The sequence below is a fragment of the Ensifer sp. SL37 genome (genome assembly GCF_026672675.1).
GTDB classification, from domain to species: Bacteria; Pseudomonadota; Alphaproteobacteria; order Rhizobiales; family Rhizobiaceae; genus Ensifer; species Ensifer adhaerens.
This window is the reverse complement of record NZ_JAPPRN010000006.1, coordinates 1534291-1551023: the sequence shown is the minus strand read 5'-3', so window position 1 is coordinate 1551023 and position 16733 is coordinate 1534291. Positions and strand designations below refer to the sequence as shown.

Genomic DNA, 16733 nt, shown 5'->3' with positions numbered 1-16733 from the left:
AGACCAACCCCAATGACAAGCCTGACGCTGCCGCGCCAAGACGGCTCGCTTGAACAGTATCGCCTGACCGGAACGCCGATCGAACGGCCCAACACGCCGCCGACCTTCAACCGCATCGCCTATGCGGCCGCCCATGTGGTCTCGGATCCGCTCAAGGATCTCGATCCCTGGGGCAACCCGGCGATCGACTGGGACGTGACGATGGCGTTTCGCCATCACCTCTGGAGCCTGGGTTTCAAAATCGCCGAGGCGATGGACACCGCCCAACGCGGCATGGGCCTTGCCTGGCCGGGCGCGCAGGAGCTGATCCGCCGATCGCTCAGCGATGCGCGGCAGGTAGCGGGCGCCGATCTTGCCTGTGGCGCCGGCACCGACCATCTTGCGCCCACCGATGCACGCTCGCTTGACGATGTGATTGCCGCCTATGAGGAACAGGTCGGCTTCGTCGAAGGCGAGGGGGGCAGGGCGATCATGATGGCAAGCCGGGCGCTCGCCCGCGTCGCGCGATCGGCCGACGACTATCGCCTCGTCTATGGCCGCATCCTCGGCCAGACCAGGCACAAGGTGGTGTTGCATTGGCTCGGCGACATGTTCGATCCGCAACTTCGGGGCTATTGGGGTTCGGAGAATTTCGACCAGGCGCTCGATACGGTGCTCTCGATCATCGAAGCCAACCGCGACAAGGTCGAAGGCATCAAGATTTCGCTGCTCGACAACGCCAAGGAAGTGGCACTGCGCAATCGCCTGCCCGAAGGCGTGCTCTGCTTTACCGGCGACGACTTCAACTATGCCGAGCTGATCGAGGGCGACGGCACGAAGTACAGCCACGCGCTGCTCGGCATCTTCGATGCGGTGGCGCCCTCCGCCTCCAAGGCACTCGCGGCGCTGGCGAAGGACGATCTCGCCACCTTCCGCGGCGTGATCGAGCCGACCGTGCCCCTGTCCCGCAAGATCTTCGAGGCGCCGACACAGTATTACAAGGCCGGCGTCGTTCTCCTCGTCTGGCTGAACGGCCACCAGCGCCACTTCACCATGCCCGCCGGCATGCAGTCCGCCCGCGGGGTGCTGCACTACGCCGATATCTTCCGCCTCGCCGACCGCGCCAATGTGCTCGACCGGCCGGAACTGGCGCTCCAGAGAATGAAAAGCCTGCTATCGACCCTCGGCGTGGACCAAAGCGCCTGAGAAAGAGCGGCGCTTGAGAAATGACAGACGGCGCCTTCCGGGCGCCGTCTGTTTTCGATCGGGAGCCGGGCAGGGGCCGGCCGGATGATCAGAATGTTGCCGTTAGGCTCATCCAGAAGCGGCGGCCTTCCATGACCGTGTTGAAATCGGTCTGCTCGACTTCCTTGTCGAAGAGATTGTAGACCGCGGCGTTCAGCGTCAGGCCCTCGCCGACATCATATTTCGTGCCGATATCGACCGTCGTATAGGCGTCGTACTTGCGGCCCTGCTGGCCGTTGATCGTCACCGGCTTGCCGTTGGTGCCGATGCGCGGGCCGGCGGCGATCTCTTCGCCGTGATAGTTGACGGAAGCCCAAGCTTCTAGCCCTTCGACCGGCGTGTACCAATCAGCCCTGAGATTGGCCATGTGTTCCGGCGTTCGCGCCAGCGGGAAGCCGGCAAAGGTGCCGGTCTTCTGTTCGGACTGCGTGTAGGTGTAGCTCGCGCGAAGTGTCAGATCCGGCGTCGCATTCCAGGTCGCGGTCAGCTCGACGCCCTGAATGATCGCGTCGTCGATATTGTAGTTGTACCAGAGGCGGTAGTTCGGGTCCTCGCTCCAGCGCACCGGATTGCCGGCCGAATCCAGCACCATCGAGTTGGAGATCTTGTCCCGGAAATCCGTATAGAAATAGGTACCGCCGAGAATGACGTCGCCATTGTCCCAAACCGCGCCGATTTCATAGCTCGTGCTCGATTCGGCCTTCAGGTTCGGGTCGGCGATGATCACGCCGCAGGTGCCGGTCGGACCATAGGAGCAACCGCCACCGCCGGTCGTATAGGCATAACCCGGCGCGATGCTGCGGATATCGGGCGCACGGAAGCCGGTGGAAATGCCGCCCTTTACCGTCAGCATGTCGGTCGCGTTCCAGACGCCGTAGATGCGCGGGCTCAAGTGGTAGCCATATTCCTCATGATGATCGAGACGCAGGCCCGTAGTCAGCGCGAAGTCATCGACCATGCGCCATTCGTCTTCGGCAAACAGCGCCCATTGCGTCGCCGAGAAGGTCTCGTTCAAGCCCGTGCGTCGACCCGGGTTCTGGTCGGAAAGCCGCGCCTCGAAATATTGCCCGCCAGTCACCAGCGTGTGGCTGCCGCCGAGATCGAAGGGGGTGGTGAACTTGCCGTCGATGACGGTGTTGCGCACCTCGGGCGCGCGCGGCTGCTTGACGAAGCGACCGTCTGCCTGGCTGTAGTTGTAGGTCCGGCGCTCCGCCCATTCCTGCAGGATGGAGAAGTCAGACGTCGTCGGTCCCCAGCGCCCCGTATGGGAGAACGACCAGTGATCGCGGTCGTTGTCGTTGTAGGTGCTGACCGCGCGCGGTCCGGGCTCGATCGTCTTGCCGACATTGGCATCGCGGCGAAGCCGTGCGGTCCCGCCTTCGAGGAAGAAGTCATGATCCTCGTTCGGCGTATAGGAAAGCCGCGCCGTCAGATCGTGTTCCTTCGAACCGGTGATGCCGGAAAGGAACCTGTCCTCACTGCGCTTCAGGCCGCGGCCCCAGATCTGTACGCCGAGCGTGTCTTTCAGGATCGGCCCGCTGGTGTAGAACGACATTTGGCCCGAATTGCCGAACTGCTTGTGCTGCTGCATCGTGCCGTCGGTGGTGAACGAGCCGGTCCAGCTGTCGGCGACCTTGCGGGTGATGATGTTGATGACCCCACCCATGGCATCAGAACCGTAGAGCGACGACATCGGCCCACGGACTATCTCGATACGCTCGATGGCGGCGGCCGGCGGAATGAAGCTCTGCTCGAAACCGGAGTTGCCATTGGTGCGCGCGTCACGCGTGCTCTGGCGCTTTCCGTCGACAAGAATCAGCGTGTAGGAACCCGGCAGGCCGCGGATGAAGATGTCGCGCTCGTTGGCGACACCTGTCACCGCAACCCCTTGCGCGTCGCGAAGCGCATCGGTGAGATCGCGGAACGACCGCTTTTGCAGGTCTTCGCCCGAGATCACCGTGATGCTCGCCGGCGCATCCTTGACGTTTTGCTCGAACCCGGTCGCCGTCACCACAATCTGCTCGAGTTCGGTCGCCTTCTCCTTTTCCTTGGCCTTCTGTGCCAAGGCTTCCGTCGGCGCCGTCAGCGCCGTGCCGGCGAGGCAGGCGCAGACGAAACGACGTGACCATCCGGCCGAGCCGCACCGGTTCCAACGGGCCCCTTGCCGCTGCCCCTCGGTTTCGGTCTCAGGCCCCATCCGCTTCATCATCTTCGCCCCGCATATATCTTGAGTAATGAACTCCACTTAGTTATTGGCGAGGGAGACGGTCAACGACGCTGTTTTGGAACCGTTCCAAATACGAAACGACGCAAAACAGCGCCCGCGAATATGCCGGATGAGACAGAAAGGCGGGACGGAACCATGGCGAAAGCAACGGCGAGCGTGACAGGAGGCGCGTCGGCCTCCAACGAACGTCAGACCGATCTGAGCAAGCTGCGCCTGCTCCTGGCGCTGGACGCACTGCTACGCGAAAACAGCGTCAGCCGTGCCGCTTCAAGCGTCGGTCTGCAGCCCTCGGCAATGAGCCGCTTGCTCGGTCAATTGCGTGAGGACTATGCCGATCCGCTGTTCCTGCGCACAGGTCATGGCCTGCGCCCGACCCCGCTTGCCGAGTCTCTGCGGCTACGCGTGCGCGCTCTTGCCGCAGAGACCGAAGCCCTGCTTGACGCACGCTCCGCTGGCTCTGCGTCCGCACCCACACAGACAGGTCACGCCGGCTGGGGAGGGCAGGCACTGACCGACGCACCACCGCTGGCGGCCCGGCCAAGCCGCCTGCTTGAGGGGGAGCCGGCACCGGAACAGTTCGCCGCAAAGCTGGCCGAAATCGGGGACGATGCCGCCCCTGAACGACGATTGGCTCGCTGCATCGCGACTGTCGGCACCGGCGCCGGCCGCAGCCGCCCCTTGAGCAAAGAGGAGGCCGAGGACGCGCTGGCGATCATCCTTGCCGGCGAAGCGGACCCGGTGCAGATCGGTGCGCTGATGACGGTGCTGCATTATCGCGGACCGACGGCGGTGGAGGTGGCCGGTTTCGTGCGCGCCATGCGCCGCCATATCGGCGCAATTGAACCGGGAAACGGCATCGCCGACCTCGATTGGCCCTGCTACCTCTCGCCCAAATTGAAGACTGCGCCCTGGTTCCTGCATGCGGCACGGCTTGTCGTCGATGCCGGGCATCGCGTCGTGTTGCATGGAAGTTACGGTGAAGAGGGTACGGATCGGCACAAGCTGGAGGTGGCCGCTTCCGCAGCCGGCATCCCGATCTGCACGTCGATCACGGCCGCCAAGACAGCGCTTCGGTCGGCAGGCATCGCCTATCTGCCGCTCTCGGCCTTTGCGCCGCAGGTCTATCGCTTGCTGGGGCTCTATCGGCTGATGGAGATGCGCATGCCGCTAAACGCCGCCATTCACCTCAGCAATCCGATGGGCGGACGGACAAGCCTGCTCGGAGTCGCCAATCCCTCGAGCCGAACGCTCAGCCGCGACATCGCCATGCTGCTCGGCACGAGAGAGTTGACGATCCTCGGCAATACCCGCGACCACGCTGAGTTCACGCCCTACCGCCAGACGCCCCTTTTCCGCCTTGTCGGCGGCGAAGCTTCCGACGTCATCATTCCCGCGAAAATCGCGCCGCCGGCCGAACCGCGCACCGGCTTGAGCAGCCGCGAATACTGGCAGGCGGTTTGGACTGGTGCTGCCCGCGACGAGCGCGCGGAAACCACCATCATTACGACGGCGGCTGCCGCCCTTGTCAGTCTGCGCAATCACGACGACTTCGAGGCTGCTTGCGAGACAGTGCGGGGACTTTGGAACAACCGATCACGCCGGATGGCGTGATCGGAGATCGGCGTGGCTCAGGCAGCCAGGCCCTTTTTCGCGAGCATCGCATCCGGGCTCGGCAGTTTGCCGCGAAAGGCCTTGTAGGCATCCTCCGGATCGATCGAGCCTCCGACCGAATAGATGTTGTCCTTGAGGCGGGCGGCCATGGCCGGATCGAAGGCGTTGCCGGTTTCCTCGAAGGCGGCGAAGGCATCGGCGTCGAGCACTTCCGACCACATGTAGGAATAGTAGCCGGCCGAGTAGCCGTCGCCCGAGAAGACGTGCAGGAAGTGCGGGCTGCGATGGCGCATGACGATGGATTTCGGCATGCCGATCTCATCGAGCTTCTTGGCTTCGAGCGCCATCGGTTCCGCCGTCACCGCGGCCGTATGATAGGCCATATCGACCAGTGCGGACGACGTGAACTCGACTGTTGCGAAGCCCGAGTTGAAGGTTCGCGCCGCCAGCACCTTGTCGAGCAGCGCCTGCGGCATCGGCTCGCCGGTCTGGTAGTGCACCGCATAACGCTTCAGGATCTCCGGCACCGTCAGCCAATGTTCGTAAAGCTGCGACGGCAGCTCGACGAAGTCACGCGACACACCCGTGCCGGACACCGAAGGGTAGGTGACGTTGGATAGCATGCCATGCAATGCGTGCCCGAACTCGTGGAAGAGCGTTCGGGCATCATCGAGCGACAGCAGCGCGGGCTTGCCCTCGGCGGGCTTGGCGAAATTGCAGACGTTGTAGATGATCGGCAGCTCGCCTTCGGCGCCATTCTTCAGCTTGAGCTTGTGCTGCGACTGGAACGAACTCATCCACGCACCGGAGCGCTTCGAAGACCGGGCGAAGTAGTCGCCAAGGAACAATGCCACCAGCTTGCCGGATGCATCCTTGACCTCGAAGACGCGCACGTCGGGATGGTAGGCGGCAATGCCCTTCTTCTCCGTCGCGGTAATGCCGAACAGACGCTTGGCGACATCGAAGCAGGCCTCGATGATCTTTTCGAGCTGCAGGTAAGGCTTGAGTTCGCCTTCGGAGAAATTGAACTTCTCGGCGCGGAGCTTCTCGGCGTAATGGCGCCAGTCCCAGGGCATGACGTCGTGATTGCGGCCCTCTTCGGCAACGAGCCGGGCAAGCTCGGCCTCTTCCTCGCGGGCGCGGGCAACCGCCTTTTCCCAGACTTGCATCAGCAGGCCGTTCACGGCAGTGGGCGTCTTCGCCATGGTATCGTCGAGCTTCAGCGACGCGAAGTTGTCATAGCCGAGCAGCTTCGCCTTTTCGGCCCGCAGCGCCAGCATCTCGGCGATCAGCCCGCGATTGTCGGTGTCGCCGCCATTTTCACCGCGCGCGATCCAGGCGCGGAAGGCCTGCTCGCGAAGCTCGCGATTGTCGGAGAAGGTCAGGAACGGTTCGATGATCGAGCGCGACAGGGTGACCGCATACTTGCCTTTCTGGCCGCGGTCTTCGGCGACCGCCGCCATGGCGTCGCGCAGGAAGTCCGGCAGGCCGGCGAGCTGTTCCTCGCTCTCCAGGAACAGAACCCAGCTCTTCTCATCGGCGAGCACGTTCTGCCCGAACCTGGCGCCGAGACCGGCGAGTTTCTCGTTGATCGCTGCCAGCCGCTCCTGCTCCGGCTTTGCGAGCTTGGCGCCGGATTTTACGAAACCCTTCCAGTGGCGCTCGAGTACGCGCGTCGCTTCAAGATCGAGGCCAAGCCCTGCGCGCCCTTCCCACAGCGTGTCGATGCGCTTGAACAGCGCCGCATTCATGCCGATTTTCGAATAGTGCCGGGACATCTTCGGCGCGATATCGCGCTCCAGCGCCTGGATCGTCTCGTTGGTGTCGGCGCCGGCCTTGTTCCAGAAGATCGAGGATACGCGCGACAGTCCGTCACCGGCGATCTCCAGCGCAATGATCGTGTTTTCGAAGGTCGGCGCCGCCGGGTTTTCGGCAATCGCGTCGATCTCCGCCTCATGTTCCCTGAAAGCCGCGTCGAACGCCGGAGCAAAATCCTCGTCCTTCACCAGGTCGAAACGCGGCAGGCCTTCGTGGCCGGTCCATGCGGTGAGCGCGGGATTGAGCGGGGTGCTGGTGGTCATCAGAAATCCTTTCGCATGCGGTCCGACGCGGGGCCGGGGAGGGCGTCGCTGATCTATGACATCAGGACGCGGAGGCAATGGAGGTGGTCGTGAGGGGGCTTGCCGTCAAGGCCTGCGCAAACCGAGAAGCCCGGGGGCAGCGTGCCAGACCGCCTGAACGGCAAAGCCGATGAACAGGAGACCGGAGAGCCGGACGATCGCGAGTTCGTGGCGTCGGTAGAAACGCCGCACGACGGAGGTGCCGATGATGACGATCAGGATCAGATCGGCCACGAGAAATCCGATCAGCGAGACGCCGAGCAGCGCCGGCAGCGCATCGAACTCGAGCGCGTTGGCCGAGCTGGCAAGCAGCGCCGTGAAGGTTGCGAGCGCTACCGGATAGCCCTTGGGATTGGTGAGTCCGAAAATCAGTCCGCGCCTCAAAGGACGCTCGACTGTCACGAACGCGCGGTTCTCGCCGGCGGGGCGTGCGCGCAATGCCGTCCAGCCGATCCAGCCGAGATAGGCGCCGCAGAAGAGACCGAGGATATCGAAAATCGTCGTGCCGACGGAGCGCGCGCCGACGATTGCGACCAGCGCCAGGGTCGACCAGATAACGTCACCGGCAAGGTGTCCGCCCATGAACAAGGCGCCTGCCTTGCGCCCCTGGCCGGCGCCGATGCCGAGCAGCGCCAGAAACGCCGGTCCGGGAATAAGGACGTAGGAGAGGGCGGCGAGAAAGGCTCCAATCAGCAGCGTCTCGGACATGGCGGGTTCCCAGTTGTGTTACCCGCATTCGATCCGGAGGCACCGTTTCAGTCAAGAGGAAAGCTAAGCCAACTATAGGACGACGCGGGTGAGCGCTTGCCGGAAGGCCGGCCAGTAAAGGTCAGGTTCTTGGTCGTGGCGCGGATATGGGCGGCGACGGCGTGAACAAAATTGCGCATGTTTTTCTCCTCGAGGGATCGACGGCCAGGCAGGTACGCGGCTTCTGGGCCATGATCGCAGTGCCCCGACCGATCAGCTGTTCCGTAGGGAACGTTCCGCTCGCGGGCGCGCACAAATCTTTCGTTTCGCCGATTTCCCTCGATACGAAGTTGCGCTAGAACGCGGCCGAGTTTTCCCCCGCGAGAAGGACTATCCATGACTGTGCGCAACCTCTTCCTTCTGCCCGGCGACGGCATCGGCCCGGAAGCCATGGCGGAAGTCCGCAAAATCATCGCCTACATGAATGCCGAGCTTGGTGCCGGCTTCGTGACGGACGAGGGCCTGGTTGGCGGTTCGGCCTATGACGCCCACGGTCAGGCGATCTCGGAAGAGGACATGGCAAAGGCGCTTGCCGCCGATGCGGTGCTGTTCGGCGCCGTCGGCGGTCCGAAGTGGGATGCGGTGCCCTACGAGGTTCGCCCGGAAGCCGGTCTGCTGCGCCTGCGCAAGGATCTCGAGCTCTTCGCCAACCTGCGCCCGGCGATCTGCTACCCGGCGCTTTCCGCCGCCTCGTCGCTCAAACCGGAACTGGTCGAAGGCCTAGACATCCTGATCGTGCGCGAATTGACCGGTGGCGTCTATTTCGGCGAGCCGAAGGAGATCGTCGATCTCGGCAACGGCCAGAAGCGTGGCATCGACACCCAGGTCTATGACACCTACGAGATCGAGCGCATCGCCGGCGTCGCCTTCGAGCTGGCCCGCACCCGCAACAACCGCGTCTGCTCGATGGAAAAGCGCAACGTCATGAAGTCGGGCGTGCTGTGGAACCAGGTGGTGACCGAGACGCACAAGGCGAAGTATTCCGACGTCCAGCTCGAGCACATGCTGGCGGACGCCGGCGGCATGCAGCTGGTGCGCCAGCCCAAGCAGTTCGACGTCATCGTCACCGACAACCTGTTCGGCGACATGCTGTCGGACGTGGCCGCCATGCTCACCGGTTCGCTCGGCATGCTGCCGTCGGCCTCGCTCGGCGCACCGGATGCGGTCAGCGGCAAGCGCAAGGCGCTCTATGAGCCGGTGCATGGCTCGGCACCCGACATTGCCGGCCAGGGCATTGCCAACCCGATCGCGATGATCGCCTCCTTCGCCATGTGCCTGCGCTATTCCTTCAACCTGGTGACGGAAGCCGACAATCTGGAGAAGGCGATCGCCACCGTGCTCGACCAGGGCATCCGCACCGGCGACATCATGGCCGAAGGCGCACGGAAGGTCGGAACCGTCGAAATGGGCGAAGCCATCCTTGCCGAGTTCAAGGCGCTGTCGGCGTAAGCGACAACCGATCCCGGATCGGCGTCACGCTGACGCCAACAGGCCTACGAAAACCAACACCTCCGGAGCGCATCCGGAGGTGTTTTGCATTTCACGGCCTTGAATTTGCCAAAAGAACCGACACATCGGGAAAAGACGGACCGGGGCCGTCTGGCGCGGGAAGCGCCCTGCATCGTGCCCCGACAGGAACAGACAATTGCCGCGCGACTGGGTGGCAGGATGGGAGAACCATGAACCGACCACTTGCGGCCACCGGATGGATCGTGCTGACAACAGCCATCCTCGTGTTCGCGCTCATCCCGCTCGATCCCTTCCTGTCGCAGCGCGCGCAAGGCCTGCCGGACAACATCGTCACCTTCAATGAAAGGATCACCGATTTCGGTACCTTTGGCTGGATGATCTATCTTTCCGGTATCCTGCTTGCGGGGGCCTTCGTGCTGCGCCGGGCGGCAAGCCAGGGGGCGCTTCAAAACAAGGCGCGCACTGCCCGCGACCTCGCCGCCTATTTCCTTTTGACGATCGGCACCGCCAGCGCGTTGGTGCATACGCTGAAGCTCCTGATCGGCCGGGCACGACCGGAACTCTTTGCCGAGCTCGGCGCCTACAGCCTGACGCCGTTCGCCGCCAGTGATCTCTATGAGAGCTTTCCGTCCGGGCACTCGACTGCGGCCGGTGCGTTTTTCGGCGTCTTCGCCATGCTGCTGCCGAGACTGAGGCCACTCTTTCTGGTCCTGGCGCTGACGATCGGTGTTTCCCGCGTCATCGTTGGCGCACACTATCCAAGCGACGTCGCCGCCGGGCTGCTGCTCGGCCTTTGGACATCGGTGATGATGGCGTTTGTCTTCGCCAAATACGGTCGCCTGTTTCGCCTCGGCCCGGGCGGTTGGCCGCTTGCCGGACGCAGCGAGCCGACCCAATAAAAAAGCCGGCGCGGAAGACCGCGCCGGAGTCAGGAGAGCCATAATAGCTCGGGGAAGATTTGAGGTGCTCCCGGGATTTGTTCTCTCCGGGAGCGCCGGGCTTAATCCATCGCGTGGATGTCGCGATCCTTCGTTTCCGGCAGGAACAGGAGGCCGATGACCAGCGTGATCCCTGCAAAGACGATCGGGTACCAGAGGCCGTAGTAGATATCGCCCTGGGCAGCACTCATCGCGAAGGCCGTTGCCGGAAGCAGACCGCCGAACCAGCCGTTGCCGATGTGGTAGGGCAGCGACATGCCGGTGTAGCGGATGCGGGTCGGGAAAAGTTCGACCAGCAGGGCTGCGATCGGGCCGTAGACCATCGTCACGTAGATGACGAGCACGGTGAGCACCGCGATGATTGTCGTCCAGTTGACGTTGGCAGGATCCGCGACCATCGCGTAGGTGCCGCCGCCGGCGATCGTGTAGACGGCCATTTCGGTGGCAGCGCCCACTTCATCCTTGGTCAGCAGCTTGTCGGCGATGAGCTTTTCGGCCGGAACCATGGTCTTTTCGCCGCCGCGGACAGCGGCTGCGTCAAGCGACAGTTCCGGGTTGGCGGTGACAAAACCGTCAAGCTTGGCGTCCGGAACCTTTGCCGCGCCACGAACCAGCGGGTAGCCGGCATTGTGGAGCGCCATGTTGGTCTGCTTTTCGAAGGCGGCGTTTGCGGCCTTGGCACCATCGCCAGCAGCGACTGCGTCGTAGCTGTTGATCGTGGTGTCGCCGACCTTGACCGTCGCGGCCGTGCCCGCTGCTGCCGTCGTGACGACGTCGTAGGGAACGGAGTTCTTGGTGAGGAACGCAGTTGCGATGTCGCACGAGGTGGTGAACTTCGCCGTGCCCGTCGGGTTGAACTGGAATTTGCAGTCGCCGGGAGCCGCGGTCACCGTTGCGCGAACGGTTGCCTGGGCTTCAGCGAGTGCAGGGTTACCGGCCCAGGTCAGCGCCTTGAACAGCGGGAAGTAGGTGAGCATCGCAAGCAGCAAACCGGCCATGATGATCGGCTTGCGGCCGATCTTGTCGGAGAGCCAACCGAAGAGCACGAAGAAGCCCGTGCCAATCAAAAGCGAGGCGGCGACCATGATGTTGGCCGACTGACCGTCTACTTTCAGGACGCCGGTCAGGAAGAACAGCGCGTAGAACTGACCGGAGTACCAGACCACGGCTTGTCCGACGACGGCACCGAACAGCGCCAGAAGCGCGATCTTGGCGTTCTTCCACTGGCCGAAGGCTTCCCGAAGCGGCGCCTTGGAGCCCTTGCCCTCTTCCTTCATCTTCTTGAAGGCCGGGGATTCGTTCATCTTCAGACGGATCCAGACGGAAATGCCGAGAAGCACGCAGGACAGCAGGAACGGAATGCGCCAGCCCCAGGCGGCGAAGGCTTCCTTGCCGAGCGCGAACTGCACGAGCAGGATCACCACCAGCGACAGGAACAGACCGAGCGTCGCCGTGGTCTGGATCCAGGACGTGAAGTAGCCGCGACGCCCATGCGGCGCGTGTTCGGCCACGTAGGTTGCCGCACCGCCATATTCGCCGCCGAGCGCCAGGCCCTGCAGCATGCGCAGCACGATGAGCAGGATCGGCGCGGCAATGCCGATCGAGGCAGCGCCGGGCAGGATGCCGACCAGGAAGGTCGACAGACCCATGATCAGGATCGTCACGAGGAAGGTATATTTGCGGCCAACGAGGTCACCCAGGCGACCGAAGACGAGCGCGCCGAACGGGCGAACCAGGAAGCCCGCGGCAAAGGCCAGAAGCGCGAAGATGTTACGCGTCGTTTCCGGGTAGGAACTGAAGAAGGTCGCGCCGATGTAGACGGCGAGCGAACCGTAGAGATAGAAATCGTACCATTCGAAGACGGTACCGAGCGACGAGGCGAAGATGACCTTCTTCTCCTCGCCGGTCATCGGACGCGTTTTTGCGTCGTCCGCTGTCGCGACATTTGCCATTTTGATAATCCTCCACTCCAAAGGAGCGCCCATTGGCTGGTCCAGCATTCCTCCCTCGAACGTCCGGACGTGGTGCGCCTGAAATGAGGATGTCAGAAAAGTGTCATCACAGGCAGAGATGCTTTCGGCTTATGACTTTCGTCTAATGCGGCGATCGATCGCGGGCAGGGCGGGGGCGTGCCGGCGCGCGGCAATGTCTTGACTCTTGCCCAAAACCGCGTAAGAGCAGCGACGAACGAGGAAATCACCACCATGCGACCGATCGGTCCAGCCATCGCTGCTTTGATCCTGCCGGCTCTTGCCGCGGGGCAGGATGTCGATTTTTCGTTCGCTTGCAAAACAACGGCCAAAACGACGACGAAAACCGTCTGACGTCTCTGGCCCTCCGCTCTCTCCCCGGTTTGGCCGGGGACAGGAACCCTCGCGGCAGGTCGCGCGGTTTCCCCCTCACCCGACGAGGAGAGACAGAAAAGAGAGCTTAGATCATGGGTTTCAAGATTGCAGTCGCAGGCGCCACCGGCAATGTCGGCCGGGAGATGCTGAACATCCTTTCCGAACGCGGCTTTCCCGCGGATGAAGTGGTCGCCCTCGCTTCCGCCCGCTCCCAGGGCACCGAAGTTTCCTTCGGCGACAAGACCCTCAAGGTCAAGAACCTCGAAAACTACGACTTCTCCGACACCGATATCTGCCTGATGTCGGCTGGCGGCGCCGTATCGCTGAAGTATTCGCCGAAGATCGGCCAGCAGGGCTGCGTCGTCATCGACAACTCCTCGGCCTGGCGCTACGACGCCGAAGTGCCGCTGATCGTTCCGGAAGTGAACCCGGACGCGATCGCGCAGTTCACCAAGAAGAACATCATCGCCAACCCGAATTGCTCGACCGCCCAGCTCGTCGTCGCGCTGAAGCCGCTGCACGACCACGCCAAGATCAAGCGCGTCGTCGTCTCGACCTACCAGTCGGTTTCCGGCGCCGGCAAGGACGGCATGGACGAACTCTTCAACCAGACCCGCGCGGTGTTCGTCGCCGACCCCATCGAATCGAAGAAGTTCACCAAGCGCATCGCCTTCAACGTCATTCCGCACATCGACGTGTTCATGGAAGACGGCTACACGAAGGAAGAGTGGAAGGTTCTCGCCGAGACCAAGAAGATGCTCGACCCGAAGATCAAGGTGACCTGCACCGCCGTGCGCGTTCCCGTCTTCATCGGCCATTCCGAATCGGTGAACATCGAGTTCGAAAACGAGATCACCGCTGACGAAGCGCGCGACATCCTGCGCGAAGCGCCGGGTTGCCTCGTCGTCGACAAGCACGAGAACGGCGGCTACGTCACGCCTTACGAGTGCGCCGGCGAAGATGCGACCTACATCTCGCGCATCCGCGAAGACGCAACCGTCGAGAACGGCCTCAACCTGTGGGTCGTTTCCGACAACCTGCGCAAGGGTGCCGCTCTGAACGCGATCCAGATTGCCGAGCTGCTGGTCAATCGTGGCCTCATCAAGCCGCGCAAGCACGCTGCCTGAAAACGGCATTAGAACCACTCACTCCCGCCAGGCTCTTTCGAGCCTGGCGGGTTTCCTGTTTCACGAGGGGCCGATCCTTCCCGGATTCACGTGAAACCACGATAAAGTTACCTGCCGCTTGCGGTAGGTGACACGGCCGGCGAAGGCTGGCATTTTTAAGAGCAACGAGATTCGGGCTATGACGGGGTATTTCATGCACAGGGCGAAGTGCGCAGCAGTGGGGCTTGCCGCCCTGATTTCGACTGCAGTTTTTCCGGCGGTGGCATCGGCCGCCCAATGCGGCAATGATGGAAGCGGCTTTGAGGCCTGGGTGCAGAACTTCAAGCAGCAGGCCTCCGGCAACGGCATCAGCCCGCAGGTGCTCGACCGTGCACTCTCCGGCGTCTCCTACAACAAGGCGACGATCCGCGCCGACCGCGGCCAGAAGAGCTTCAAGCTGTCGCTCGAGCAGTTCATGCAGAAGCGCGGCGGCCAGGTGATCATTTCCCGCGGCAAGAAGATGAAGCAGCAGAACGCCGCACTCTTTACCAGCATCGAGCGGCGCTACGGCGTGCCGGCTGGCCCGCTGATTGCCATCTGGGGCATGGAAACCGGCTTCGGCGGTTTCATGGGCAAGGAGCACACGCTCTCGGCCGTTTCGACGCTGGCCTATGACTGCCGTCGCTCGGACTACTTCACCAACCAGCTCTATGCTGCCCTGCAGCTCGTGCAGCGCGGCGATCTGAGCCCGGATGCGCGTGGCGCCGCCCACGGCGAAATCGGCCAGACCCAGTTCCTGCCCGCCAACGTCCTGAAATACGGCGTCGATGGCGATGGCAACGGCCATGTCGACATGGTTCGCTCCAAGGCCGACGCGCTGGCATCCACCGCCAATTTCCTGCGCGGCCATGGCTGGCAGCCGGGCGCCGGCTATCAGCAGGGCCAGGCGAACTTCGCTGCGATCCAGGGCTGGAACGCCGCAAGCGTCTACCAGCAGGCGATCGCCATCATCGGCGCCGAGATCGACGGTCTCTAGGATTTTCGTCCTTCGGAACGCATAACCAACCAGACAAAGGGCCCGGTTCGAAAGAGCCGGGCCTTTTTGCTGACCGCTTACATTCCCGGGCGGGAAAAATCGCCCGTCACCGGGTCCATCACCCAAAGTTCGCCGGTCGAGATGTCGAACCAGGCGCCGTGCAGGTGGAGCTTGCCCTTGGCCTCGAGGATCTGGACGCACGGGAAAGTGCGCAGATTGGCAAGCGAGTTGCGGATCGAAACCCGCTCGAGCGCACGCTGGCGCTCCGCCTGCGTCATCACGTCGTTGCTCTGGATTTGTTCAGCCGCAGGCCTCAGCAGATGCATCCAGCGACCGATGAAATCGCCCGGTGACAGAGGCTCCGCATCGGGATCGAGTGCCGCTTTGATACCACCGCAGCGGCCATGGCCCATGACGACGATGTCGCTGACGCGCAGTGACTGCACGGCGAACTCGAGGGCTGCCGAAGTGGAGTGGTAGTGACCATCCGGCTCGTAGGGCGGCATGAGATTGGCGACGTTGCGCACGACGAAGAGTTCGCCCGGGCCGCTGTCGAAGATCGTTTCCGGCGCAGCACGCGAGTCGCAACAGGCAATCACCATCGTCTTCGGCTTTTGACCGGTTTCCGCCAGCGCCTTGTAGCGTTTCTGCTGCTCGCTGAAGCGACCGTTCATGAAGTTGTGGTAGCCGTTCAGAAGATAGTCCGGAAAACGCTGCTGCTGCTTGTCCATCGATTGCTCCGCTCGTGCTTCAAGGCGGCATGGCCGGCTTTCGCCCACCTGCGCCTCCGTCATGAAAATGATCGCGATCTAAAATTCAATCCACGATGCCATAGGGGTGGCGGTCCGTGAACAGCTTCTTCACTTGCGCCGCATCTGATTCGGATGAACCAGTCGGCGCATCTGCACCATCGCCATTGGCGTCGATAGGCTCGACGCGTCCTGCTCGATGGTCAATTCATCAGCGCCGCGCTTGACGCTCCGCGCGATGATCTCAAATACGCTCGCAGTCGCCATCTGCAAGGCGCGTTCCTCTGACAGTCCTTCAAGGATCCGGGCGAGAAACACCGCCGCCAACAGGTCGCCCGTACCATTCGGCGGGTTTTCGACCAAACGATGTTCGGCAAGCAGGGCGTGGTTGCCCGAGAGAAAGAGATTACCGGTCCCGCCGCTCATCATCGGCACGGCAGACGTCACCAAAACGCGGGCCGGACCGAGACCGAGCGCTGCGTCAAGGATCGCCGTGTTCGTCTCCAACGTCGCCCCGGCAAGCCAGGCAAGCTCGTAACGGTTCGGGGTCGCGAGATTTGCAAGCGGCAGCAACCGGTCGCGAATGGCAACCGCCGTGGTTTCCGGCACATAGAGACCGCCAGCATCGCCGATCACGGGGTCGCAGGCGTAGATCAGTTTGGGATTGCGCTCCTTCAGCGCCGTCACCAGCCGGGCCACGCTTTCGGCCTGTCCGGCCGAGCCGAGGTAGCCCGAAAGCACGGCACGCACCTCTCCGGCCCAGGGTGCTGCCATGAGGTCATCGATCACCGACCCGAAATCCTGATCGGAAATGGTGACCCGCGTCGAGCGACCGTGGCCCGGATGCCAGGGGAGGATGACGGTCGGCAGGGCCCAGACTGGATGCCCCAGAGTTTCAAGCGCGAAGACCACGGCCCTGTTGCCCACCTTGCCGCGCACGACATGGCTCGAGATGACGATGACGGCGCCGGGCAGGGAAGGCATTTCGGGCATCGACCAGTCCAATCCTACGATCTCGAAACTCTGTTCACCCGACTGTCACCCCCCTGTCAACAGCCGATGGCAGATAGGCTCCGGAGAAGCCTCTGGCGTTTTCGTGCTTTTTCTTCGATTTTCGAGCAATTTTCGCGAAATTACCTTCGATTTAAATGGATTTAAGC

General features: G+C 62.9%; 14 protein-coding genes. 7 read left to right on the top strand and 7 right to left on the bottom strand.

Features of this window, described 5'->3' with window-relative positions:
- The first annotated feature begins 12 nt into the window (after positions 1-12).
- Positions 13-1185, top strand: coding sequence for a dihydrodipicolinate synthase family protein (locus tag OVA00_RS19640; protein WP_268089496.1), 1173 nt, complete (start codon positions 13-15; stop codon positions 1183-1185).
- Between the two features lie 88 nt (positions 1186-1273).
- On the opposite strand, the gene OVA00_RS19635 is transcribed toward OVA00_RS19640, so the two are convergent.
- Positions 1274-3421: a TonB-dependent receptor domain-containing protein gene (locus OVA00_RS19635; RefSeq protein ID WP_268089495.1), complete on the bottom strand. Its 2148-nt coding sequence runs from the start codon at positions 3419-3421 to the stop codon at positions 1274-1276.
- A 165-nt stretch (positions 3422-3586) separates the two neighbouring features.
- Between OVA00_RS19635 and OVA00_RS19630 the strand changes: the two genes are divergently transcribed.
- Complete coding sequence (locus OVA00_RS19630; protein WP_268089494.1) at positions 3587-5062, top strand: glycosyl transferase family protein; 1476 nt, start codon at positions 3587-3589, stop codon at positions 5060-5062.
- 17 nt (positions 5063-5079) lie between these two features.
- Here the strand turns inward: OVA00_RS19630 and OVA00_RS19625 are convergent, their stop codons facing one another.
- The 3 genes from OVA00_RS19625 to OVA00_RS19615 all read right to left on the bottom strand — a co-directional run bounded on the left by OVA00_RS19625 (position 5080) and on the right by OVA00_RS19615 (position 8069).
- Positions 5080-7143 (bottom strand): M3 family metallopeptidase, encoded by a 2064-nt coding sequence (locus OVA00_RS19625; RefSeq protein ID WP_268089493.1) that lies wholly within the window; start codon positions 7141-7143, stop codon positions 5080-5082.
- Between the two features lie 105 nt (positions 7144-7248).
- Positions 7249-7890, bottom strand: coding sequence for a LysE family translocator (locus tag OVA00_RS19620; RefSeq protein ID WP_268089492.1), 642 nt, complete (start codon positions 7888-7890; stop codon positions 7249-7251).
- 47 nt (positions 7891-7937) lie between these two features.
- Positions 7938-8069 carry a hypothetical protein gene (locus OVA00_RS19615; protein ID WP_268089491.1) on the bottom strand — a complete coding sequence of 44 codons (132 nt, stop codon included), beginning with the start codon at positions 8067-8069 and terminating at the stop codon, positions 7938-7940.
- 196 nt (positions 8070-8265) lie between these two features.
- Here OVA00_RS19615 and leuB point away from each other — a divergent pair, with 196 nt between their 5' ends.
- Both leuB and OVA00_RS19605 read left to right on the top strand, forming a co-directional pair.
- Positions 8266-9378, top strand: coding sequence for a 3-isopropylmalate dehydrogenase (leuB, locus tag OVA00_RS19610; protein WP_268089490.1), 1113 nt, complete (start codon positions 8266-8268; stop codon positions 9376-9378).
- 230 nt (positions 9379-9608) lie between these two features.
- Positions 9609-10298 (top strand): phosphatase PAP2 family protein, encoded by a 690-nt coding sequence (locus OVA00_RS19605; RefSeq protein ID WP_060521505.1) that lies wholly within the window; start codon positions 9609-9611, stop codon positions 10296-10298.
- A gap of 101 nt (positions 10299-10399) precedes the next feature.
- Here the strand turns inward: OVA00_RS19605 and OVA00_RS19600 are convergent, their stop codons facing one another.
- Positions 10400-12289 (bottom strand): MFS transporter, encoded by a 1890-nt coding sequence (locus OVA00_RS19600; protein ID WP_034800173.1) that lies wholly within the window; start codon positions 12287-12289, stop codon positions 10400-10402.
- Positions 12290-12466: 177 nt separating this feature from the next.
- Between OVA00_RS19600 and OVA00_RS19595 the strand changes: the two genes are divergently transcribed.
- The 3 genes from OVA00_RS19595 to OVA00_RS19585 all read left to right on the top strand — a co-directional run bounded on the left by OVA00_RS19595 (position 12467) and on the right by OVA00_RS19585 (position 14824).
- Positions 12467-12661, top strand: coding sequence for a hypothetical protein (locus OVA00_RS19595; protein WP_268089489.1), 195 nt, complete (start codon positions 12467-12469; stop codon positions 12659-12661).
- Positions 12662-12774: 113 nt separating this feature from the next.
- A complete protein-coding gene (locus tag OVA00_RS19590; RefSeq protein WP_268089488.1) occupies positions 12775-13809 on the top strand; it encodes an aspartate-semialdehyde dehydrogenase in 1035 nt (344 codons plus the stop codon).
- A gap of 193 nt (positions 13810-14002) precedes the next feature.
- Positions 14003-14824: a lytic murein transglycosylase gene (locus OVA00_RS19585; RefSeq protein ID WP_034800180.1), complete on the top strand. Its 822-nt coding sequence runs from the start codon at positions 14003-14005 to the stop codon at positions 14822-14824.
- Between the two features lie 77 nt (positions 14825-14901).
- Here the strand turns inward: OVA00_RS19585 and OVA00_RS19580 are convergent, their stop codons facing one another.
- Positions 14902-15555, bottom strand: coding sequence for a carbonic anhydrase (locus tag OVA00_RS19580; protein ID WP_034800167.1), 654 nt, complete (start codon positions 15553-15555; stop codon positions 14902-14904).
- 129 nt (positions 15556-15684) lie between these two features.
- Complete coding sequence (gene pdxY, locus OVA00_RS19575; protein ID WP_060609297.1) at positions 15685-16566, bottom strand: pyridoxal kinase PdxY; 882 nt, start codon at positions 16564-16566, stop codon at positions 15685-15687.
- Between the last annotated feature and the right edge of the window lie 167 nt (positions 16567-16733).

Excerpts from the sequence above, each read along its gene's own strand:
- OVA00_RS19640 (WP_268089496.1), top strand. The coding sequence starts at position 13 with ATGACAAGCCTGACGCTGCCGCGCCAAGACGGCTCGCTTGAACAGTAT.
- OVA00_RS19635 (WP_268089495.1), bottom strand. The coding sequence starts at position 3,421 with ATGGGGCCTGAGACCGAAACCGAGGGGCAGCGGCAAGGGGCCCGTTGG.
- OVA00_RS19630 (WP_268089494.1), top strand. The coding sequence starts at position 3,587 with ATGGCGAAAGCAACGGCGAGCGTGACAGGAGGCGCGTCGGCCTCCAAC.
- OVA00_RS19625 (WP_268089493.1), bottom strand. The coding sequence starts at position 7,143 with ATGACCACCAGCACCCCGCTCAATCCCGCGCTCACCGCATGGACCGGC.
- OVA00_RS19620 (WP_268089492.1), bottom strand. The coding sequence starts at position 7,890 with ATGTCCGAGACGCTGCTGATTGGAGCCTTTCTCGCCGCCCTCTCCTAC.
- OVA00_RS19615 (WP_268089491.1), bottom strand. The coding sequence starts at position 8,069 with ATGCGCAATTTTGTTCACGCCGTCGCCGCCCATATCCGCGCCACGACC.
- leuB (WP_268089490.1), top strand. The coding sequence starts at position 8,266 with ATGACTGTGCGCAACCTCTTCCTTCTGCCCGGCGACGGCATCGGCCCG.
- OVA00_RS19605 (WP_060521505.1), top strand. The coding sequence starts at position 9,609 with ATGAACCGACCACTTGCGGCCACCGGATGGATCGTGCTGACAACAGCC.
- OVA00_RS19600 (WP_034800173.1), bottom strand. The coding sequence starts at position 12,289 with ATGGCAAATGTCGCGACAGCGGACGACGCAAAAACGCGTCCGATGACC.
- OVA00_RS19590 (WP_268089488.1), top strand. The coding sequence starts at position 12,775 with ATGGGTTTCAAGATTGCAGTCGCAGGCGCCACCGGCAATGTCGGCCGG.
- OVA00_RS19585 (WP_034800180.1), top strand. The coding sequence starts at position 14,003 with ATGCACAGGGCGAAGTGCGCAGCAGTGGGGCTTGCCGCCCTGATTTCG.
- OVA00_RS19580 (WP_034800167.1), bottom strand. The coding sequence starts at position 15,555 with ATGGACAAGCAGCAGCAGCGTTTTCCGGACTATCTTCTGAACGGCTAC.
- pdxY (WP_060609297.1), bottom strand. The coding sequence starts at position 16,566 with ATGCCCGAAATGCCTTCCCTGCCCGGCGCCGTCATCGTCATCTCGAGC.